Origin of the sequence: Variovorax sp. Root318D1 (assembly GCF_001424835.1) — a bacterium.
Taxonomy (GTDB): domain Bacteria; phylum Pseudomonadota; class Gammaproteobacteria; order Burkholderiales; family Burkholderiaceae_C; genus Variovorax.
The window spans coordinates 225,600-244,700 of the sequence record NZ_LMCQ01000021.1; the positions used below are offsets into that span (position 1 = coordinate 225,600).

At 65.4% G+C, this 19,101-nt stretch carries 19 protein-coding genes and 1 pseudogene; 8 read left to right on the forward strand and 12 right to left on the reverse strand.

The genetic code is table 11. The annotated features are described in order from the left end of the window. Positions 1 to 66: 66 nt before the first annotated feature. On the reverse strand, positions 67 to 1,152 hold the full coding sequence (locus tag ASC78_RS19575; RefSeq protein WP_055804895.1) for a tartrate dehydrogenase: 1,086 nt from the start codon (positions 1,150 to 1,152) through the stop codon (positions 67 to 69). Further along, positions 1,149 to 2,060 (reverse strand): alpha/beta fold hydrolase, encoded by a 912-nt coding sequence (locus ASC78_RS19580; protein WP_055805091.1) that lies wholly within the window; start codon positions 2,058 to 2,060, stop codon positions 1,149 to 1,151. The genes ASC78_RS19575 and ASC78_RS19580 overlap by 4 nt, the downstream gene beginning before the upstream one ends. 71 nt (positions 2,061 to 2,131) lie before the next feature. Here ASC78_RS19580 and ASC78_RS19585 point away from each other — a divergent pair, with 71 nt between their 5' ends. Next, positions 2,132 to 3,094 carry a LysR substrate-binding domain-containing protein gene (locus ASC78_RS19585; RefSeq protein WP_082517599.1) on the forward strand — a complete coding sequence of 321 codons (963 nt, stop codon included), beginning with the start codon at positions 2,132 to 2,134 and terminating at the stop codon, positions 3,092 to 3,094. A gap of 16 nt (positions 3,095 to 3,110) precedes the next feature. Here ASC78_RS19585 and ASC78_RS19590 read toward each other — a convergent pair whose 3' ends face one another. The 3 genes from ASC78_RS19590 to uvrC are packed head-to-tail and all read right to left on the reverse strand — an operon-like array spanning position 3,111 to position 6,583. Beyond that, positions 3,111 to 3,998: a DMT family transporter gene (locus ASC78_RS19590; protein ID WP_055804900.1), complete on the reverse strand. Its 888-nt coding sequence runs from the start codon at positions 3,996 to 3,998 to the stop codon at positions 3,111 to 3,113. Next, positions 3,995 to 4,561, reverse strand: coding sequence for a CDP-diacylglycerol--glycerol-3-phosphate 3-phosphatidyltransferase (gene pgsA / locus ASC78_RS19595; RefSeq protein WP_055804902.1), 567 nt, complete (start codon positions 4,559 to 4,561; stop codon positions 3,995 to 3,997). Before pgsA ends, ASC78_RS19590 begins: the two co-directional genes overlap by 4 nt. 60 nt (positions 4,562 to 4,621) lie before the next feature. Beyond that, positions 4,622 to 6,583, reverse strand: coding sequence for an excinuclease ABC subunit UvrC (uvrC, locus tag ASC78_RS19600; protein WP_055804905.1), 1,962 nt, complete (start codon positions 6,581 to 6,583; stop codon positions 4,622 to 4,624). Positions 6,584 to 6,654: 71 nt separating this feature from the next. Between uvrC and earP the strand changes: the two genes are divergently transcribed. The 4 genes and pseudogenes from earP (at position 6,655) to ASC78_RS19620 (ending at position 9,701) form a co-directional block, all read left to right on the forward strand. After that, a complete protein-coding gene (earP, locus tag ASC78_RS19605) occupies positions 6,655 to 7,755 on the forward strand; it encodes an elongation factor P maturation arginine rhamnosyltransferase EarP (protein ID WP_082517602.1) in 1,101 nt (366 codons plus the stop codon). Between the two features lie 177 nt (positions 7,756 to 7,932). Then, positions 7,933 to 8,487, forward strand: a complete 555-nt coding sequence (gene efp, locus ASC78_RS19610; RefSeq protein ID WP_028258883.1) for an elongation factor P — start codon at positions 7,933 to 7,935, stop codon at positions 8,485 to 8,487. 46 nt (positions 8,488 to 8,533) lie between these two features. Continuing rightward, positions 8,534 to 8,769 (forward strand): annotated as a pseudogene (locus ASC78_RS19615) (crotonase/enoyl-CoA hydratase family protein); the annotation flags it as partial. 68 nt (positions 8,770 to 8,837) lie between these two features. Next, the gene (locus ASC78_RS19620; RefSeq protein ID WP_055804913.1) at positions 8,838 to 9,701 is read left to right on the forward strand and encodes a TIGR00730 family Rossman fold protein; all 864 of its coding nucleotides are present in this window, start codon (positions 8,838 to 8,840) and stop codon (positions 9,699 to 9,701) included. On the opposite strand, the gene ASC78_RS19625 is transcribed toward ASC78_RS19620, so the two are convergent. The 5 genes from ASC78_RS19625 to pncB are packed head-to-tail and all read right to left on the reverse strand — an operon-like array spanning position 9,696 to position 15,932. Continuing rightward, on the reverse strand, positions 9,696 to 10,865 hold the full coding sequence (locus ASC78_RS19625) for an MFS transporter (protein ID WP_055804916.1): 1,170 nt from the start codon (positions 10,863 to 10,865) through the stop codon (positions 9,696 to 9,698). The genes ASC78_RS19620 and ASC78_RS19625 overlap by 6 nt on opposite strands. Continuing rightward, the gene (locus ASC78_RS19630) at positions 10,862 to 12,226 is read right to left on the reverse strand and encodes a DNA recombination protein RmuC (protein ID WP_055805093.1); all 1,365 of its coding nucleotides are present in this window, start codon (positions 12,224 to 12,226) and stop codon (positions 10,862 to 10,864) included. Before ASC78_RS19630 ends, ASC78_RS19625 begins: the two co-directional genes overlap by 4 nt. A gap of 48 nt (positions 12,227 to 12,274) precedes the next feature. Next, positions 12,275 to 13,261, reverse strand: coding sequence for a 2-hydroxyacid dehydrogenase (locus ASC78_RS19635; RefSeq protein WP_055804919.1), 987 nt, complete (start codon positions 13,259 to 13,261; stop codon positions 12,275 to 12,277). A gap of 11 nt (positions 13,262 to 13,272) precedes the next feature. After that, positions 13,273 to 14,685, reverse strand: a complete 1,413-nt coding sequence (locus ASC78_RS19640; protein WP_055805096.1) for a sodium:proton antiporter — start codon at positions 14,683 to 14,685, stop codon at positions 13,273 to 13,275. A 26-nt stretch (positions 14,686 to 14,711) separates the two neighbouring features. Then, on the reverse strand, positions 14,712 to 15,932 hold the full coding sequence (gene pncB, locus ASC78_RS19645; protein ID WP_055804922.1) for a nicotinate phosphoribosyltransferase: 1,221 nt from the start codon (positions 15,930 to 15,932) through the stop codon (positions 14,712 to 14,714). Between the two features lie 181 nt (positions 15,933 to 16,113). Between pncB and ASC78_RS19650 the strand changes: the two genes are divergently transcribed. Together ASC78_RS19650 and ASC78_RS19655 are read left to right on the forward strand one after the other, a co-directional pair. Continuing rightward, positions 16,114 to 16,347 (forward strand): CsbD family protein, encoded by a 234-nt coding sequence (locus ASC78_RS19650; protein WP_055805098.1) that lies wholly within the window; start codon positions 16,114 to 16,116, stop codon positions 16,345 to 16,347. 76 nt (positions 16,348 to 16,423) lie between these two features. Then, positions 16,424 to 16,831 (forward strand): hypothetical protein, encoded by a 408-nt coding sequence (locus ASC78_RS19655; RefSeq protein ID WP_055804925.1) that lies wholly within the window; start codon positions 16,424 to 16,426, stop codon positions 16,829 to 16,831. A 72-nt stretch (positions 16,832 to 16,903) separates the two neighbouring features. On the opposite strand, the gene ASC78_RS19660 is transcribed toward ASC78_RS19655, so the two are convergent. Further along, positions 16,904 to 17,347 (reverse strand): acyl-CoA thioesterase, encoded by a 444-nt coding sequence (locus ASC78_RS19660; RefSeq protein ID WP_055804928.1) that lies wholly within the window; start codon positions 17,345 to 17,347, stop codon positions 16,904 to 16,906. Further along, positions 17,344 to 18,279: a histone deacetylase family protein gene (locus ASC78_RS19665; protein WP_055804931.1), complete on the reverse strand. Its 936-nt coding sequence runs from the start codon at positions 18,277 to 18,279 to the stop codon at positions 17,344 to 17,346. The genes ASC78_RS19660 and ASC78_RS19665 overlap by 4 nt, the downstream gene beginning before the upstream one ends. A gap of 173 nt (positions 18,280 to 18,452) precedes the next feature. Between ASC78_RS19665 and ASC78_RS19670 the strand changes: the two genes are divergently transcribed. Further along, positions 18,453 to 19,004, forward strand: coding sequence for a phasin family protein (locus tag ASC78_RS19670; RefSeq protein WP_028258895.1), 552 nt, complete (start codon positions 18,453 to 18,455; stop codon positions 19,002 to 19,004). The last annotated feature ends 97 nt before the right edge of the window (positions 19,005 to 19,101 follow it).

The following is a 19,101-nucleotide window of genomic DNA, read 5'->3' on the forward strand; positions in this document are numbered from 1 at the left end:
ATACGACACGAGGCCATGCAGAACAGCGGAGCGCGCGATTTTAGGGGCGTTTCATGAAGCCGATTTTCAAAGGGCTTCGGCAATGGCCTTGCCGAGGTCACTGGTGCTCGCGGTGCCGCCGATGTCGGGCGTGCGCGGCGCTCCGCTTTGGGGCGCGAGCACCTTTTCGATGGTGGACAGGATCGCGTCGTGAGCCTTCTTGTGGCCCAGAAACTCGAGCATCATGGCGCCACACCAGATCTGTCCGATGGGGTTCGCGATGCCCTTGCCCGCGATGTCCGGCGCCGAGCCGTGGACCGGTTCAAACAGCGAAGGGGTGGTGCGCTCCGGGTTGAGATTGGCGCTGGGCGCAATGCCGATGGTGCCGGTGCACGCCGGGCCCAGGTCGGACAGGATGTCGCCGAACAGGTTGCTCGCCACCACCACGTCGAAGAAGTCGGGCCGCTGCACGAAGTGTGCGGTGAGGATGTCGATGTGGAACTTGTCCATTTTCACGCCCGGATAGTTTTTTGCCATCTCGGCCACGCGCTCGTCCCAATAGGGCATGGTGATCGAGATGCCGTTCGACTTGGTGGCGCTGGTTAGGTGCTTCTTCGGGCGGGATTGCGCAAGCTCGAAAGCGAACTTGAGCACGCGGTCGACGCCCACGCGCGACATCACCGTCTCCTGCACCACGATCTCGCGCGGCGTGCCTTCGTACATGCGCCCGCCGATGCTCGAGTATTCGCCTTCGGTGTTCTCCCGCACGATGTACATGTCGATCTCGCCGGGCTGGCGTGGCGAGCCGTCGCGCCGCACCACGGGAGCCGTGATGCCGGGCATCAGCCGGGCGGGGCGCAGGTTGATGTACTGGTCGAATTCGCGGCGGAACAGGAGCAGCGAGCCCCAGAGCGACACGTGGTCGGCAATTTTCTCGGGCCAGCCGACCGCGCCAAAATAAATCGCGTCGTGCCCGCCGATCTGGTCCTTCCAGTTGTCGGGCAGCATCTTGCCGTGCTTCTCGCAGTAGTCCCAGCTCGAAAAATCGAAGTGATCGAACTTCAGGTCGATGCCGAACTTGCGCGCGGCTGCATCCATCACGCGCAGCCCTTCGGGCATGGTTTCCTTGCCGATGCCGTCGCCTGCGATGACTGCGATTCTGTGGGTGGTCATGATCGGGTTCCTTCTTGCTGGAGCGGAGTGAAAAACTGGAGGGCCTCGGCGAGCACGTCGCCAGGGGCTTCTTCCGGAACGTAATGGCCGCACGGCAACGCGCGACCCGAAACCTGAAGCGAGCGCTCGCGCCAGTGCGCCAGCACGTCGAAGCATTTGCCCACCGCGCCGTGCTCGCCCCACAACACGCGAAGCGGTTGCGCGAGCCGCTGGCCGGCGGCAATCTCGGCGCGGTCGTGCGCCAAGTCGATGGTGGCGGAGGCGCGGTAGTCGGCGCAGATAGATTCGGCCGTGCCCGGAATGGCTGCGCAGCGCTCGTACTCGGCCAGCACTTCGGGCGCGAAGGGCGCAAGGCCCGCGTGGCGTCCACCCATCACGCTGCGGACGTAACGCGCGGGGTCGGAGGCGATCAGCGCCTCCGGCAGCGGCAGCGGCTGGATCAAAAAGAACCAGTGCCAGTAGGCGCGGGCAAACGCCTCGGTCGTGTTCTCGTACATCGAGAGCGTGGGCGCAATGTCCAGCAGCATCATGCGGTCGACGGCCGCCGGGTGGTCCGCGGCCAGCCGGTGCGCAACCCGCGCACCGCGGTCGTGGGCCAGCACGCCGAAGCGCTCGAAGCCGTGGTGGCGCATGGCGGCGAGCGCATCGAGCGCCATCTCTCGCTTGCTGTAGGCGACGTGGTCGTCATCGTCCGCGGGTCGGCCCGAGTCGCCATAGCCACGAAGGTCGAGCGCCACCACCGTGAAATGCTCGGCCAGTACCGGCGCGATGCGATGCCAGATGAGGTGCGTCTGGGGATGTCCATGCAAGAGCAGCAAAGGGGCGCCGCGCCCGCCGATGCGACCGTGCACGCGCACGCCGTTGCGCTCGATGTCGAATTGCGGAAAGTCGAAGAATGAAGCTGTCACGCGGGCAATTGTGCGTTGCGCCCGTTTGGCCATCAAGCAACAATCAGCCAATTCATACTTTCCGATCTGGCATGAATCCACTGTCCATGGACCGCGGCGATCTGGAGCTGGTGCTGACCATACGCGACCAGGGAAGCCTTGCGGGCGCATCCGCCACGCTCGGTGTCGTGCCCTCCGTCATCACCAAGCGGCTTGGCGCGCTGGAGGCCAGGCTGGGCCAGCGGTTGTTCGAACGCACCACGCGCCGGCTCAGCGTGACGGCCGAGGGCGAAGCCGTCTGCCTGCACGCCAAGGCGCTGCTCGAAGGCTTTGCAGCCCTCGAAAGCGAACTGGGCGAGCGGCAGAACGAACTGGTCGGCACCATCCGGCTGGCGGCAACCTTCGGCTTCGGTCGGCGCTGGCTCGGCCCTGCCCTGGCCACGTTCCAGGCGCGCCATCCCGGGCTGCAGATCGAATTGCTCCTGACCGAACGGCTCCCCGATCTTGGCGCCGAAGGCTACGACGGCGCGCTGTGGCTCTGGGCCGTGCAGCAGCGCCGCGAGGCCGACTGGGTCACGCGACGCATTGCGCGCAACCAGCGCGTCCTGGCCGCTTCGCCTGCATATATAGAACGGCGCGGCACGCCCGCCACAGCCGACGCGCTGGGGGCGCACGACTGCCTGGTGGCGCGCGAAAACGGCGAGGTCAACCAGCGCCAATTCGCGCTCTGGACGCTTCGCCACGCGCGCGACGGGAGCACGGCCCGCGTTCGCGTGCAGGGACCGCTGGCAAGCAATTCGGGTGAAATGGTGCGCGACTGGTGCCTGGCCGGCCACGGCATCATGCTGCGCAGCCTGTGGGACATTGCGCCGCAACTGGCTTCCGGCGAACTGGTGCGCGTGCTGCCCCACTACGCCATGCCCGATGCCGACATCCACTGGATTGCCCCCTGGCGGCCCAAGACGCCGCGCCGCGTGCGGCTGCTGCTCGATCATTTGGCGGAGCAGTTTCGCGGCGAGCCGTGGAAACCTGGCAAGGCCGGCTCGCCGCGCTGAAAAAAAGTGCGTGGTGTCAGCGCTCGCTGCGCACCACCAGGCTCACGCCGGCTGCGGTAAGTCCGATGCCGAGCAGCGTCACCACGGTGATCGGTTCGCCAAACAGGAGCCATGCCATGACGGCCGTGCACGGCGGCACAAGGTACAACAGGCTCGTGACGGCGGTGGCCGTGCCACGCTGGATCAGCATGTAGAGCAGCGAACTGCCACCGAGCGACAGCGCCAGCGCGGACCAAGCCATGGCGCCCATCGAGTGCGCGTTCCATTCGATGGCTTGGGTTTCCATCAGTGCAAAGGGCAAGGTCACCAGCAACGCCGCCGCCATTTGCACCGCACTGGCGCTTCGAACGTCGCAGGGCGCGACGAAGCGCTTTTGATACAGCGTGCCCGCCGTGATCGAAAGAAGCGCCATGACGGCAAGCCCCATCGTCAACGCGCTGACTTCGGAACCTTGCCCGAACTTGCGCGCCACCACGAGCACCAAGCCGGTAAATCCCAGAACCAGCCCGGCCCATTGGCGCCGCGAAATGCGCCCGCCATTGAACGACAGCCAGACGGCGGTCAGCACCGGTTGGATGCCGACCAGCAGCGCCACCAGCCCAGCGCCCATGCCCGCGTGCACGGCGGCCCACACGCCGCCCAAGTAGCCTGCCTGCATCAGCACGCCCGTGACCGCAAGATGGCCCCACTGCGCGCGCTCCTTCGGCCAGGCGACCCGCGCGAGCGCGACCCAGATGCCAAAGCACACGAGACAGAGCGCATAGCGCACAGCCAGGAATTTGAGGGGCGGCGCATACGGCATGCCGTACCGCGCGACGATGAAACCCGTGCTCCAGATCAGCACGAAGACCGCCGGCATGGCCCGCAGCCACCCCGAGCTGCGTGCCGTGGCCGCCATCGTCATTTGCTGTGGGCCCGGATCTCGGGAATGGCCTTCTGCAGGTAATAGACCATCGACCACACGGTGAGCACCGCCGAGATCCAGATCAGCCACTGACCCCAGAGGCCCGTGTCGATGACCTTGAACAGGCGCCCGTCATAGAGCAGGAAGGGAATCGCGACCATCTGCACGGTCGTCTTGACCTTGCCGATCATGTGGACCGCCACGCTCTTGCCGGCGCCGATTCGCGCCATCCATTCGCGCAGCGCCGAGATGGCGATCTCGCGGCCGATGATGATCAGCGCCACGAACACATCGGCGCGCTGCAGATGCACCAGCACCAGCAGCGCGGCGCACACGAGGAATTTATCGGCCACCGGATCGAGGAAGGCGCCGAAGGCCGAGGTCTGGTTCAGCTTGCGCGCCAGGTAGCCGTCGAGCCAGTCGGTGGCGGCGAAGACGATGAACATGACCGTGGCGATCAGGTTGCGCATCGGCTCGGCCATCGGCAGGTAGAACACGCCGACGATCAAAGGGATCGCGACAATGCGCGTCCAGGTCATGATGGTCGGTAAGGTCCAGAACATCGCTTGATTGTGTCACGGCGGGATGACATCGCCGTCTTGCTCATCTCTCGGTACTGGCCTTCAATGCAGGGCCTTGTAGATTTCCTCGGCCAGGTCCGTGGCAATGCCTTCGACCGATGCGATGTCCTCGACGCTGGCCGCCGCCACGCCGCGAATTCCGCCAAAACGCTGCAGCAGGCGCGCGCGGCGTTTCGGCCCGATGCCCGGAATGTCTTCGAGCTGGCTGCCGCCCACGCGCACCTTCGCGCGCTTGGCGCGCATGCCGGTGATGGCAAAGCGGTGCGCCTCGTCGCGAATCTGCGCCACCAGCATCAGCGCCGCGGAATCCTTGCCCAGGTAGACCTTCTCACGGCCGTCGGCGAACACCAGTTCCTCAAGCCCGACCTTGCGGCCCTCACCCTTTTCGACGCCCACGATGAGCGACAGCGCCAGGCCCAGTTCGCTGAACACCTCGCGCGCCATCGACACCTGGCCCTTGCCGCCGTCCACCAGCACCAGGTCGGGCATGCGCGCCGCCCTGGTCTTGGGTGGCGCATCGCTGCCCACGCCGCCGGCGTCGCCCATGGGCGGCGCATCGGTCTCGGCTGCCATCGCCTCGGCCAGCTTGCCGTAGCGGCGGTGCAGCACCTGGCGCATGGCGGCGTAGTCGTCGCCGGGCGTGATGCCTTCGATGTTGTAGCGGCGGTATTCGCGGTTCTGCATCGTGTGGCGCTCGAACACCACGCAGGAAGCCTGGGTGGCCTCGCCCGCGGTGTGCGAAATGTCGAAACATTCGACGCGAAAGTTGTCCAGGTCGTCGGGTGCAAGCTCCAGCGCATCGGCCAGCGCGCGTGTGCGCGCCTGCTGCGAACCCTCCTCGGCCAACAGCCGCGCCAATTGCAGGCCGGCATTGGTTTCGGCCATTTCGAGCCAGTGCCGGCGCTGCTCGCGCGGCTGAAACACGGCCGTCACGCGCACGCCGGCCTGCTGCGAAATCGCCTCGATCAACTCGCGGCCCACGAGATGGCTCAGCACCAGCGTGGCGGGGACCGGCACGTCGATGTAATGCTGGGCGATAAACGCTTCGAGCACCTGCACCTCGATCGAATCGGCCGGCGCCGGCACCACGCCCTCCTCCGCATCGAGTTCGCCATGGTGGATTTGCGCGGCGTCTTCCACATGCACGGGAAAATAGGGCCGGTCGCCCAGGTGCCGGCCGCCGCGCACCATCGCCAGGTTGACGCAGGCCTTGCCGCCCTGCACCTTGACGGCGAGGATGTCCACGTCCTTGTCCGACGCAATCTCGATCGACTGCTGGTGCAGCACGCGCGAGATCGCCGACATCTGGTTGCGCAGCTCGGCCGCCTGTTCGAATTCGAGCTTCTCGGCGTGCCCGGTCATCCGCGATTCCAGCTTCGACAGCACCAGCTGGGTGTCGCCCATCAGGAAGGCTTCGGCGCTGGCCACGTCCTGCGCATAGGCCTCGGGCGTGATGTACCCAACGCAAGGCCCCGTGCAGCGCTTGATCTGGTACAGCAGGCAGGGCCGGGTGCGATTGGCATACACCGTGTCTTCGCAGGTGCGCAGCTTGAAGACCTTCTGCAGCAGCTGAATCGACTCCTTCACTGCCCAGGCGCTGGGGTACGGCCCGAAGTAGCGGTGCTTCTTGTCGACCGCGCCTCGGTAGTAGGCCAGCCGCGGAAACTCGTGCGAGGCGATCTTCAGGTAGGGGTAGCTCTTGTCGTCGCGGAACAGGATGTTGTAGCGCGGCTTGAGCGTCTTGATGAGGTTGTTCTCGAGCAGCAGCGCCTCGGCCTCGGAGCGCACCACCGTGGTCTCCATGCGCACGATCTTCGAGATCATGTGGCCGATGCGCGTGCCGCCATGGCTCTTCTGGAAATAGTTGGCAACCCGCTTCTTGAGATTGCGCGCCTTGCCCACGTAAAGCACCGCGCCGGCCGCGTCGAAATAGCGGTAGACACCCGGCAGCTGCGGCAGGGCCGCGACTTCGCTGAGCAATTGATCGGAATGCACGTCTGACATGGCGGCTATTGTGGCGCGTGGCGCAGGAGCCGGCCTGCCTGGGGCAACCGAAGGAAGGCACACTCGCACCCATGCAATGGGACATCTTCTGCAGAGTCATCGACAACCACGGCGACCTGGGCGTGTGCTGGCGGCTGGCCAGCCAGCTGGCGGCCCTCGGCGAGCGCGTGCGCCTGTGGATCGACGACGCCACGGCGCTGAACTGGATGGCGCCCGCGGGCTGCGACGGCGTGAGCGTGATCGACTGGCTCGACCCTGCCGCTGTGCACAAGGCCGCGGCGGCCCCGCCGCCCGACGTGCTGATCGAAGCCTTCGGATGCGACCCGGCACCCGAGCTGATCGCGCGCTTTGCCGAGCCGCCCACTGCCGGAGCGCCCGCCCGAGCCTGGATCAATCTCGAATACCTGTCGGCGGAACCTTATGTCGAGCGGCTGCACGGCCTGCCCTCGCCGGTGTTCAAGGGACCGGGCGCGGGGCTGACGAAACGCTTTTTCTATCCAGGCTTCACGCCCGGCACGGGAGGGCTGCTGCGGGAGCCCGGCCTGCTGGAGCGGCGAGCGCATTTCGATCGCGCGCAATGGCTGGCGGCGCATGAGGTTCCTTGGCGGGAGGGCGAGCGACTCGTCTCGCTCTTCTGCTACGAGCCTCCCGCGCTGGCCCCACTGCTCGAACAGCTGGCTGCTGGCACCGAACCCACGCGCCTCTTGGTGACGTCCGGCCGTGCGGCGCATGCGGTCACGGCCTTTTTCTCCAGCCCTAAGCATCCCCCCGGCCGCTCGCCGCAAGGCTTCGGTGCGCTGTCGATTTCGTACCTTCCCTACCTGACGCAGCCGGATTTCGACCATCTCCTGTGGGCCTGCGACCTGAATTTCGTGCGCGGCGAAGATTCGCTCGTGCGCGCCCTCTGGGCCGGCGCCCCGCTGGTCTGGCAAATCTACCCCCAGGATGACGACGCGCACCATGTCAAGCTCGGCGCCTGGCTGGACTGGCTCGGCGCCCCGCCATCCCTCCGGCAGTTTCACCACGCCTGGAACGGCTTCGCGGACAGCACCCTCCCCTCACTGGAAACCGAAGGCCCTTGGCGCGAAACCGTGCAGGCCGCACGCGAAAAGCTGGGCCGCCAGGAGGACTTGGTCACGCAACTGCGGCATCTGGTCGCCGGAAAAAGCTAAAATAGTGGGCTTTGCGGATTTCGGCCCGGATTTACACAGATCCGAGATGCTGTCCGCCAAACCTGCCGCGGGACATGTACCGCGGGGCCAATAACGCCGGCAAGACGCTGCAGAGCAACATTGCAAACGTCGCCGACGGCCCCGTGCACCGAGCGGCCAACATCCAGAGAACCTGATATGAAAATCGCTCAAGAAATCCGCGCCGGCAACGTCATCATGCACGGCAAGGACCCGATGGTCGTCCTCAAGACCGAATACAGCCGCGGCGGCCGCAACTCCGCCACCGTGCGCATGAAGCTCAAGAGCCTGATCGCCAACTTCAACACCGAAGTGGTCTTCAAGGCCGACGACAAGATCGACCAGATCGTGCTCGACAAGAAGGAGTGCACCTACTCCTACTTCGCCGACCCGATGTACGTCTGCATGGACACCGAGTACAACCAGTACGAAGTCGAAGCCGAGAACATGGGCGACGCCCTCAACTACCTCGAAGACGGCATGGCTGTCGAAGTGGTGTTCTACGACGGCAAGGCCATCTCGGTCGAACTGCCGACCAGCGTCGAACGCGAAATCACCTGGACCGAGCCGGCCGTCAAGGGCGACACTTCGGGCAAGGTCATGAAGCCCGCCAAGATCGCCACCGGCTTCGAAGTGCCGGTGCCGCTCTTCGTTGCGCAAGGCGACAAGATCGAAATCGACACCCGCACCGGCGAATACCGCAAGCGCGTCTGAGCGCTTCCGGCCGGCTGGCCGGCACCCAGGCAAAAAGGCTCCGCAAGGAGCCTTTTTTCGTTCATGGGCTTACGACGGCGGTACGGTGCGGCTGCCGCACATCGTGGCACGGGCCGCGCGCTCGACCTCATCCTGACCGGCCGCCCCGACGATGCCGCGGGGGCGAGCGCGACGGGCCTGGTCAGCCGCGTGGTGCCCCCCGGCCAATCCCGGCAGGCGGCCGAAGGCGCGGCGGGCGCCGAGCGCTTCGTTCGCGGCGCGGGCCGGCATGGCACTTGCTGAGCCTGATCCGCGGGGCATGGCGGCCGCAACGCTGCACAATGCAGCGAATCTTCCTGTCTGATTTCTTCATGAACAACACGCACGACCTTCACGACAAGCGCCTGGCCGACGCCTGGGCCACTCTCAAGGCGCACTCGGAAAAAGGCCTCCCGCTCGATCTCGATCCTTCGCGCCTCGCCTTTGCCGATCCGGAATTCCTGCTGCGCCGTGAAACCCGCGGCATCCGCATGCAGCTGGAGCTGATGAAGCCCGACCTGGAGCAACGCGCCCACGGCATCGAGAACACCGTGGTGGTCTTCGGCAGTGCGCGCTTCCGCAGCGAGGAAGAGGCAGCCGCGCTGGTCGCACAGGCCGATGCCGCCGGAGACGCCGTGGCAGCCGAGCGCTGGCGGCGCCTCGCGCGCAGCTCGCACTATTACGAGAAGGCGCGCGCCTTCGGCAAGCTGGTTGCGCAGTACAGCAGCGACAAGGAGCCCCAGGACAAGCTTTTCGTCTGCACCGGCGGCGGCCCTGGCATCATGCAGGCAGCCAACCGCGGCGCGCACGAAGGCGGCGGAATCTCGGTCGGCCTGGCCATCGCGCTCCCCATGGAGGAAGAAGCCAACCCCTACGTCACGCCGGCGCTGAGCTTCAAGTTCCATTACTTCGCCATCCGCAAGATGCACTTCATGATGCGTGCGAAGGCGCTGGTGGCGTTTCCGGGCGGCTTCGGCACGCTCGATGAGCTGTTCGAAGTGATCACGCTGGTGCAGACCAAGAAGTCCAAGCCGGTGCCGATCGTGCTGTTCGGCTCGGCCTACTGGAAGAAGCTGATCGACTTCGATTTCTTGATCGAAGAAGGCGTGATCTCGCCGACCGACGTGAATCTGTTCGAGTATGTCGACGCGGCGGATGACGCCTGGGACGCGATCAAGCGCTTCTACAAGCTATAAGGGCGCCTTCAAGCCCCAGGTGGCCCGCGCGCCCAGCGCGATGACACCGCCCACCACCCAGAAAACGCCGGCGATCCCGATCAGCGCACCAATCGATCCGAACAACATCGGCATCGCCACGCTGGAGGCATTGATGGTCATGAGCCGCAGGCCCAGTGCCTCGCCGTGGCGAGCGTGCGGCGTGATCTGGTGCAGCATGCTCATCACCATTGGCTGGACCGCGCCGAGCGCAAAGCCCAGGATCACCGAGCACAACCCCATGGTCCAGGCCGAGTCGAGCAGCGGATAGACCGCAAACACCGCGGCCGTGACGATGGTGGAGCTCAGGATCACGCTGCGCTCCGAGGCGCGCGACGCGATCAGGGGCAGCACCACCCGGATGGCCGCTGCGGCGACGGCGAAAGCGCCAAGGATGGAGCCGATGACCGAGGCGCTGATGCCACGGTCGTGCCCCAGCACCGGCAGCACGAAGGCATGCACGTCCCAGCTCGATGACTGCAGCCAGTTCACGAACAGCAGGCGCCGGAACATCGGCTCGCGCAGCAGGTCCCAGGCCCGCGTGGGCGCAGCCCCTGCGACGGGCGCAATGCGCGGCGGCTCGTGCGCACCGCGTGCAAGCAGCCAGCAGACGATCGGCAATACCGCCATGACCGCGAAGCAGACCCGGAAGGCCAGCATGTCCGCCGGCGCACGACCGGCATGGTCGATCAAGAGGCCGGCCAGGAACGGACCGACGAAATTGGCGGCGGCGGGCGCAATAGCCAGCCAGCTGAACACCCGCTTGAGCTGGTTGGCATTGGTGGCGGAGCGACCCACGTGGCGCTGCAGCGCGATCACGGTCGCGCCGGTAGCGCCGCCCGTGAGCAGCGCCGCAATGCACATGACCGGGAAGGTCGGGAAGACGAGCGCGAGGCCCGCACCGAGCGAAGCCGCAATGACCGAAAGCCACAGTGGCCGCTTGAAGCCATACCGGTCGGTAAAGCGCCCGGCCGGCAGGGCCAGGAACACTTGCGTGAGCGCGAACAGTGCAATCAATACGCCCACGGCCGCCGCGCTGTATCCCTGTTGCAGCGCCAGCAGCGGTGTTGCGAGCCGCATGCCGGCCATGGTGGCGTGCAAGCACACCTGGGCGCCAATAACGCGCAGCAGTTCGGAGCCTTTCACGGGGTGTCGTCGCCCTCGCTGTCCGCGGTGTCGGCCGTGGAAGGCAACAGCGCCTGCGACTGCGCCTCGGGCAGCGCCTCGACCTTGCGCAATGCAAGTCGCATCTGCTTGGCGCGCGTGTCGGCCTTGTCCAGCGTGTCGGAGGCCTTGGCCACCTGCTCCTTGATGCGCGAAACCCATTCGCCGTAGCGCTCGAACTCGGTCTTGACCGCGCCCAGCACCTTCCAGACCTCGGACGCCTGGTGCTCCAGCGCCAGCGTACGAAATCCCATGTGCAGGCTGTTGAGCATGGCCAGCAAGGTGGTCGGCCCGGCCAGCGTGACGCGGTGCTGGCGCTGGATGGCGTCCATCAGGCCCGGCCGGCGCAGCACTTCGGCGTAGAGGCTTTCGACCGGCAGGAACAGGATGGCGAAATCCGTGGTGTGCGGCGCGGCCAAATAATTCTCGGCAATCGACCTGGCCTCGCTGCGTATGCGCGCTTCGAGCGCCTTGGCCGCAAGCTCGGCCGCGACGGCGTCGGCGCGTTCGTGCGCATCGATCAGGCGTTCATAGTCGTCGCGCGGGAACTTGGCGTCGATGGGCAGCCACACGGGGGCGCCGTCGCCGCCCCGGCCCGGGAACCGGATGGCAAAGTCGACGCGCTGGCCGCTGCGCGGCTTGGTCTCGACCTGCTTGGCGTATTGGTCGGGCGTGAGCACCTGTTCGAGCAGCGCCTCGAGCTGAACTTCGCCGAACACGCCGCGCGTCTTCACGTTGGTCAGCACGCGCTGCAGGCTGCCGACTCCCACGGCCAGGGTCTGCATTTCGCCCAATCCCTTGTGCACCTGTTCGAGCCGGTCGGCCACCTGCTTGAAGCTCTCGCCCAAGCGGGCTTCGAGCGTGCTCTGCAGCTTCTCGTCGACGGTCTTGCGCATCTCGTCGAGCTTGGCGGTGTTGCTCTGCTGCAGCTGCGCGAGCTGCGTTTCCATGGTCGTGCGCACCTCGGCCAGACGGCGCGCGTTCGACTCGCTCAGGCCCTGCAGCTGGGTGTTGAGCGTGTCGGCGAGGGTCTTCTGCAGGGAGGCGAGCTGCAGCGAGAAAGCGTCGAGCTGGGCATTCTGCGTGCGCGTGGCCTCCGCGCCCTGCTGCACCAGCGCCTGCTGGAAAGTGGCAAAGGCCTGCCCGGTTTCCTGCCGCGCGCCGCGCGAGCTTTCGCCAATTTCATGGCGCAGTTCGCGCTCGGTGCGTTCGTTGGCAGCGCCCATGGCGGCCAGCACCGACAGCACCTCGCCGTGGTCAGGCTTGGGCTGCCGGCGCGCGAGCAGCCAGATCAACAAGGCGAGCTGGACGACGGCGAGCGCGGCCAGCAAGAGAAGAAACAAGTCGGGAAGTTCCAAGGTCGGATCGCCGCGTCGCTGCTTGAAGATTCGTTATTTGCCGGGTGGCGGAACGGGCGTGACGGGCGTCAGCGGTCCCTTGCCGCTGAACCAGGCGATGAGATTGTCCGCCGCAAGATCGGCCATCGCGCGGCGCGTGGGCACGGTGGCGCTGGCAATGTGCGGCGTGAGCACCACGTTGGGCACGGTCAGCAGGTCGGGGTGGACCTTGGGCTCTCCCTCGAACACGTCGAGTCCGGCCGCCGCAATGCGCTTCTCGCGCAGGGCCACGGCCAGCGCCGCGTCGTCGACGATACCGCCGCGCGCGATGTTCACGAGCGTGGCGGTCGGCTTCATCAGCGCGAGCTCGGCCGCGCCAATGGTGTGGTGCGACGCCGGCGAATACGGCACCACCAGCACCACATGGTCAGCGGTCTTGAGGAGCTCTTCCTTACCGACGTAGCTGGCCTTGCATTCGGCCTCGAGCGCGGCGTCGAGGCGCGAACGGTTGTGATAGACCACCTTCATGCCGAAGCCGTGCGCGCCGCGCTTGGCAATGCCCTGCCCGATGCGGCCCATGCCGATGATGCCGAGCGTCGAGCCGTGGATGTCGGAGCCCGCGAACATGTCGAAGCTCCACTTTTGCCACTTGCCCGCGCGCAGGAAGTGTTCGCTTTCGGTGATGCGCCGGGCCGTGGCCATCAGCAGTGCAAAGCCGAAGTCGGCCGTGGTCTCGGTGAGCACGTCGGGCGCGTTGGTGCCGAGCACGCCGTGCGCGGCCATCGCATCGACGTCGAAGTTGTTGTAGCCCACGGCCATGTTGGCGCAGATCTTCAGGTCGGGACAGGCGTCGAGCACCGAGGCGTCGATGCGTTCGCTGCCGGTGGTGAAGGCGCCCTGCTTGCCCTTGAGTTTGGCAATCAATTGCTCCTTGCTCCAGCTCTCGTCGGACTGGTTCGACTCGACTTCGAAGTGCTGCGAGAGACGCTCGATGGTTTCGGGAAAGATCGCGCGTGCGACCAGGATCTTGGGCTTGCTCATGATGTTTGCACTCAACGGAAGAAGATGAAGGTGGAAAGAACGAACAACGGAATGAGGACGGCCACGGACCAGCCCATGTAGCCGAAGAAGCTCGGCATGCGCACGCCTCGGCTCTCGGCGATGGCCTTGACCATGAGGTTGGGCGCGTTGCCGATGTAGCTGTTGGCGCCCATGAATACCGAGCCGGCCGAGATGGCGGCCAGCGTGGTGGCGTAGGTGGTCATGAGCGTGGCCGCATCGCCGCCCGCGGTGTTGAAGAACACCAGGTAGGTGGGCGCGTTGTCGAGAAACGAGCTCAGGATGCCTGAAGCCCAGAAATACATGGCCGGATCAGGCTGGCCGTCGGGCTTTGTCACCGCCGCAATCACCGCCGCAAACGGCCCGTTCGCGCCGGCCTTGAGCATGGCGATCACCGGGATGATGGTCAGGAAGATGCCCGCGAACAGCTTGGCCACCTCGGCCATCGGACCCCACTCGAACTGGTTGTCGGCATGCACCTTGGCCGAAGTGGTCTTGAACGAGAGCAGCGTGATGGCGATGAGGCCGACGTCGCGCACCAGCCCCGGCAGGCCGACGTGCGTGCCGAACACGTCGAAGCCCACGGGCGTTTTCCAGATGCCGGAGAGAAGCACCAGGAAGACCACGCCGCCCAGAAGCCAGAAATTGGCCGCGCCGTCGAAGCCGACGCGGCGGGTGTCCGGCGTGGGGTCGATCGGCAGCACGCCCTCCTTGCGGTAGTGATGCCGGTCGATGACGTAGAACAGCGCGAGCAGCAGGCCGACGAGAAACAGCGTTTCAGGCAGGATGTTTTGCGCCGTCCAGAAAAAGTCGACGCCCTTCAGGAAGCCGAGGAACAGCGGCGGATCGCCCAGTGGCGTGAGCGAGCCGCCCGCATTCGACACGATGAAGATGAAGAACACCACCACGTGCGCCTTGCTCACACGGTTGTCGTTGGCGCGGATCAGCGGCCGTATCAGCAGCATCGAGGCACCCGTGGTTCCCATCAGGCTCGCGAGCACCGCGCCAATGGCCAGGATGGCCGTGTTGAGCCCGGGCGCCCCGTGCAGGTTGCCTCGGATGTGGATGCCCCCGGCCACCGTGAACAGCGCGGTGAGCAGGATGATGAAGGGGATGTATTCCTCGACCATCGCATGCACCAGCTGGGAACCAGCCAGCGGCGCCCCATGGATCGCCGCAAAGGGAAGCAGGAACGCCAGCGCCCAGGCGGCCGAAATCTTGCCGTAGTGGTGATGCCAGACCGACGGCGCGAGCAACGGCATGAGCGCGATCGAAAGCAAGAGGCCTGCGAACGGAACGCCCCAGATCGCCGACAGCTTGCTGCCGTCGAGGTCGGCGGCCATGGCAAGCGCCGGAAACATCATCGGCAGCACTGCGGCTGCCGCGAGGCGAACTGCTTTTTTCATTGGGCCCGAACCGTACCAGACGGGCATCAGGCCGGCGGCTGCTCGATCTCGAACACCTGGCGCAGATACGCCAGGTATTTTTCGTCCTCGCACATGTTCTTGGAGGGGGTGTCCGACAGCTTGGCCACCGGCTGGCCGTTGCAGGTGATCATCTTGATGACAATCTGCAGCGGCTCGTAGCCGAGGTCGTTGGTGAGGTTGGTGCCGATGCCGAACGCCAGCTGGCAGCGGCCGCGGAACTGCTGGTAGAGCTCGACGGTGCGCGGCACCGTGAGGCTGTCGCTGAAGATCAGCGTCTTGGTGCGCGGATCGACCCGGTTGGCAATGTAGTGGGCCAGCATGCGCTCGCCCCACTGGAACGGATCTCCGCTGTCATGCCGCGCGCCGTCGAACAGCTTGCAGAAGTAGAGATCGAAGTCGCGCAGGAAGGCGCTCATGCCATAGACGTCGGACAACGCAATGCCCAGGTCGCCGCGGTATTCGCGGGCCCAGCTCTCGAAGCCGAAGATCTGGCTGTCGCGCAACCGCGGGCCGAGCCCCTGGCAGGCCTGCAGATATTCGTGCGCCATGGTGCCGAGCGGAATAAGGCCGAGCTTCATGGCATAGAGCACGTTGCTGGTGCCCGCGAGCTGGGGCAGCCGCGCGCCAGGCTGGGCCAGCACCGGCGGCGAGGTGACGGCGCCGAGCCTGTCGTTCAGCGTACGCAGAACCTCTTCGTGCCAGTCCTTGGAGAAGCGGCGGCGCGTGCCGTAGTCGGCAATCTTGAGATCGGCCAGACCGGCATCCTGCAGTTCCCCGATCTTGGTTTCAAGGCGCCGGCGGCCCTCTGCGAAATCGGGCTTCTTCTGTGTATTGCGAAAGTAGACCTCGTTCACGATCGCGAGCACCGGGATCTCGAACAGGATGGTGTGCAGCCACGGTCCCTTGATGCGGATCTCGAGCTCGCCCGAGGGCTGGGGCGTGATGCTGATGTATTTCTCGTTGAGCCGGAACAGGCCCAGGAAGTCGACGAAATCGCTCTTGATGAAGCGCATCGAGCGCAAGTAGGTGAGCTCGGCGTCCCGGAACTGCAGCGAGCAGAGGCTTCGCACTTCCTCGCGGATCTGACCCGCGAACTGCGCCAAGTCGATGCCCGGGTTGCGGCACTTGAACCGGTACTCGACCTGGGCCCCCGGGAAGTGATGCAGTACGACCTGCATCATGGTGAACTTGTAGAGGTCAGTGTCGAGCAGGCTGTGAATGATCATGGTGCTGTTGCGGCGCGCGTTGTCCCGGGCTTTTTCGGCGTGCGTCCGATTATCACGGGCAGCGTCGGCTTGTGCCTACGGAGCCAGCACTGGGCGTCCTACCGTCAGGGTGAATAGGCCCCGCGACAGTGTGTTCACGGCGGCCATGGGCTCGCCGAATCAACCTTACAAGGAGATTCGCATGAACAAGGACACCATCGAAGGCAACTGGAAACAGCTCAAGGGCAAGGTCAAGGAGCAATGGGGCAAGTTGACCGACGATGACTTCGACGTGATTGCGGGCAAGCGCGACCAGCTGCTCGGCCGCATTCAGGAACGCCACGGCATCAGCCGCGACGAGGCCGAAAAACAGGTCAAGGACTGGGAAACGCGAGACGGCCGCACGCCGGAAACCCTCTGGTACGAAAAGTATTGAAGCGTGCCGGGCGGCCGAAGGGCGGCCCTGCGCTACTGACCTCCTCCAGATTCATTCAACCGTAAGGAAATTACCGATGAAAAAACATCTGCTCATGCTCGCGCTTGCCTCTACCTGTTTCATGGCCACCCAGGCCGGAGCGATGACCAAGGACGAGTACAAGGCCGGCAAGGAAAAGATCGAAGCCGACTACAAAGCCGCCAAGGCCCAGTGCGACGCGCTGAAGGACAACGCGAAGGACGTCTGCGAGAAGGAAGCCAAGGGCAAGGAAAACGTTGCTAAGGCCGAGCTCGAACAGCAGTACAAGCCGAGCGACGCGCATGCCCGCAAGGTGGCCGAAGAAAAGGTGAAGGCAACCTATGAAGTCGCCAAGGAAAAGTGCGACGACCAAGCCGGCGATGCCAAGGCCGCCTGCGTGAAGCAGGCCAAGGCTGACGAGACGCAGGCCAAGGCCGACATCAAGGCGACGAAGAAGTCCATGTAAGAAGAGCCCGGCGGCCCGAGCGGCTGCCGGGAAAAAAGCAAGCGGCGCCCGAGGGCGCCGCTTGCTTTTGGATCAGGCCTTCAGCGAGTCGACCACCCGTTGCAGCGCCTCGGGCAACGCCACCGGCCGCTGCGTGGCCCGGTCGACGTACACGTGCACGAAATGGCCCTGCGCGGCCGCCGTTTCAACGCCCTCCGCAAAGAGGGCAATCTCGTAGCGCACGCTCGAACGGCCCGCCTGGGCCACCCGGATCCCCGCTTCCACAGTCTGTGGAAAGGCGATAGGAGCGAAATAGTTGCACTGGGTTTCGACCACGAAGCCTATCGTCGGCCCCTGGTGGATATCGAGCGCGCCGCGCTCGATCAGCAGCGCGTTCACCGCCGTGTCGAACCAGCTGTAGTAGACGACGTTGTTGACGTGGCCGTACATGTCGTTGTCGGCCCAGCGCGTGGGAATGCTTCGAAACGCGCGGTAGCTGCTTCGGGCGTGCGGCGTGGGTTTGTTGGCGGAGCTCATCGCGCGGCATTTTGCCAGCGGCGCCAGTAGTCGAAGGCGACCCTGAAGGTGCCGAGCTGCACCTGCACCGTCTCGGCAATGTCGGTCGCGTAGCCGCCGGCCATCGCAAAGGCCAGCGGAATGCGGCGCTGCAAGGCCCAGTCGAACACGCGCCGGTCGCGCGCCTCCAGGCCGTCGAACGTCAGCTTGAGCCGGCCGAGGCGGTCGCGCTCGAAGGGGTCGGCGCCCGCCAGGTAGATCACCAGTCCGGGCGAGAAGCGCCGGTCGAGCTCGTCGAGCGCATGTTCGAGCGCGGTGAGGTATTCGGCATCGCCGCAGCCGTCGGGCAGCTCCACGTCCAGGTCGCTCGCCTCCTTGCGAAAAGGGAAGTTCTTCTGCCCATGCAGCGAGAGCGTGAAGACGCTCGGGTCATTTCGGAAGATGCTGGCCGTGCCGTTGCCCTGATGCACGTCCAGGTCGATCACTGCGACCCGAAGCTGCCGGCCACTGCGGCCATGCTCCGCTTGCATCAGCCGCGCCGCCACGGCCGCATCGTTGAAAACGCAGAATCCCCCGCCCTTGTCGGCATAGGCATGGTGCGTGCCGCCCGCCATGTTGGCCGCCACCCCGCCGGCAAAGGCCGCACGGCAGGCCGCGATGGTCGCCCCGGTGGAGCGGCGCGAGCGTTCGACCATCGCCTCGCTCCAGGGAAAGCCGATCTCCCGCATGGCCTGCGGGCTCACGCTGCCTTCGTTGATGGCGTCGATCCACTGCGGCGTGTGGACCAGCGCCAGCTCGCCATCGGTGGCGCGGGGCGCCTGTTCCATCTCCACCGCCGGCAGGTGCTCCAGCAGGCGGTCGCGCAGCAAGGCATATCGGGACATGGGGAAGCGGTGGCCTGGAGGCAGGGGCAGCACGAACTGGCCGGAATAGAAGGCAAGCATGGCCCGCATTCTGGGGCGCCGTGCGAATTTAGAAAGTGTGTTCTAAATTGCTGCAAAGCAGCAAAACCCCCTTGATCGGAAATCTGTGCTGCCTATACTTGAGGCCATGCTGCACCGCAACATAGACGACGAGGGGCAGCGCAATCGTGAACCGACCACCCATCCTTTCTGGAGTTTTTCAAATGGCCCTGACCGCTGACCAAATCCTCGCCGCCCAAAAAGCAAACCTCGAAACCCTGTTCGGCCTGACCACCAAGGCTTTCGAAGGCGTGGAGAAGCTCGTCGAACTGAACGTGACGGCTTCCAAGGCTGCGCTGGTCGAGGCCGCTGGCACCGCCCAAGCCGCCCTGAACGTCAAGGACGCGCAAGAACTGCTGACGCTGCAAGCCAGCCTGTTCCAGCCCCTGGCCGAAAAGACCGCCGCTTACAGCCGTCATCTGTATGACATCGCCCAAGGCACCGGCGCCGAATTCACCAAGGCTTTCGAAACCAAGGCTGCTGAAGCCCAGCAAACCTTCGTCGGCCTGGTCGACAGCGCTTCCAAGAACGCACCCGCCGGCTCGGAAACCGCCGTCGCCGTGCTGAAGAGCGCCGTGGCTGCCGCCAACAACGCTTTCGAATCGGTCCAGAAGGCTGTCAAGCAAGCTTCCGACGTCGCTGAAGCCAACTTCAACGCCGTGTCGTCGCAAGCCGTCGCCGCCGCCAAGACCGCGACCACCACGCGCAAGCGCTAAGCCGCCCGCTATACCAGTTGTCTCCTTGGGTCCTCACGGATCCAATTCAGGCCTCATCCTCGGATGAGGCCTTTTTTTTAGCCGGCGCGGGTCTTCG

Coding starts and splice junctions, on each gene's coding strand:
- ASC78_RS19575 (WP_055804895.1), bottom strand. CDS start 1,152: ATGACCACCCACAGAATCGCAGTCATCGCAGGCGACGGCATCGGCAAG.
- ASC78_RS19585 (WP_082517599.1), top strand. CDS start 2,132: ATGAATCCACTGTCCATGGACCGCGGCGATCTGGAGCTGGTGCTGACC.
- ASC78_RS19590 (WP_055804900.1), bottom strand. CDS start 3,998: ATGACGATGGCGGCCACGGCACGCAGCTCGGGGTGGCTGCGGGCCATG.
- pgsA (WP_055804902.1), bottom strand. CDS start 4,561: ATGTTCTGGACCTTACCGACCATCATGACCTGGACGCGCATTGTCGCG.
- uvrC (WP_055804905.1), bottom strand. CDS start 6,583: ATGTCAGACGTGCATTCCGATCAATTGCTCAGCGAAGTCGCGGCCCTG.
- earP (WP_082517602.1), top strand. CDS start 6,655: ATGCAATGGGACATCTTCTGCAGAGTCATCGACAACCACGGCGACCTG.
- efp (WP_028258883.1), top strand. CDS start 7,933: ATGAAAATCGCTCAAGAAATCCGCGCCGGCAACGTCATCATGCACGGC.
- ASC78_RS19620 (WP_055804913.1), top strand. CDS start 8,838: ATGAACAACACGCACGACCTTCACGACAAGCGCCTGGCCGACGCCTGG.
- ASC78_RS19635 (WP_055804919.1), bottom strand. CDS start 13,261: ATGAGCAAGCCCAAGATCCTGGTCGCACGCGCGATCTTTCCCGAAACC.
- ASC78_RS19640 (WP_055805096.1), bottom strand. CDS start 14,685: ATGAAAAAAGCAGTTCGCCTCGCGGCAGCCGCAGTGCTGCCGATGATG.
- pncB (WP_055804922.1), bottom strand. CDS start 15,932: ATGATCATTCACAGCCTGCTCGACACTGACCTCTACAAGTTCACCATG.
- ASC78_RS19650 (WP_055805098.1), top strand. CDS start 16,114: ATGAACAAGGACACCATCGAAGGCAACTGGAAACAGCTCAAGGGCAAG.
- ASC78_RS19655 (WP_055804925.1), top strand. CDS start 16,424: ATGAAAAAACATCTGCTCATGCTCGCGCTTGCCTCTACCTGTTTCATG.
- ASC78_RS19660 (WP_055804928.1), bottom strand. CDS start 17,347: ATGAGCTCCGCCAACAAACCCACGCCGCACGCCCGAAGCAGCTACCGC.
- ASC78_RS19665 (WP_055804931.1), bottom strand. CDS start 18,279: ATGCGGGCCATGCTTGCCTTCTATTCCGGCCAGTTCGTGCTGCCCCTG.
- ASC78_RS19670 (WP_028258895.1), top strand. CDS start 18,453: ATGGCCCTGACCGCTGACCAAATCCTCGCCGCCCAAAAAGCAAACCTC.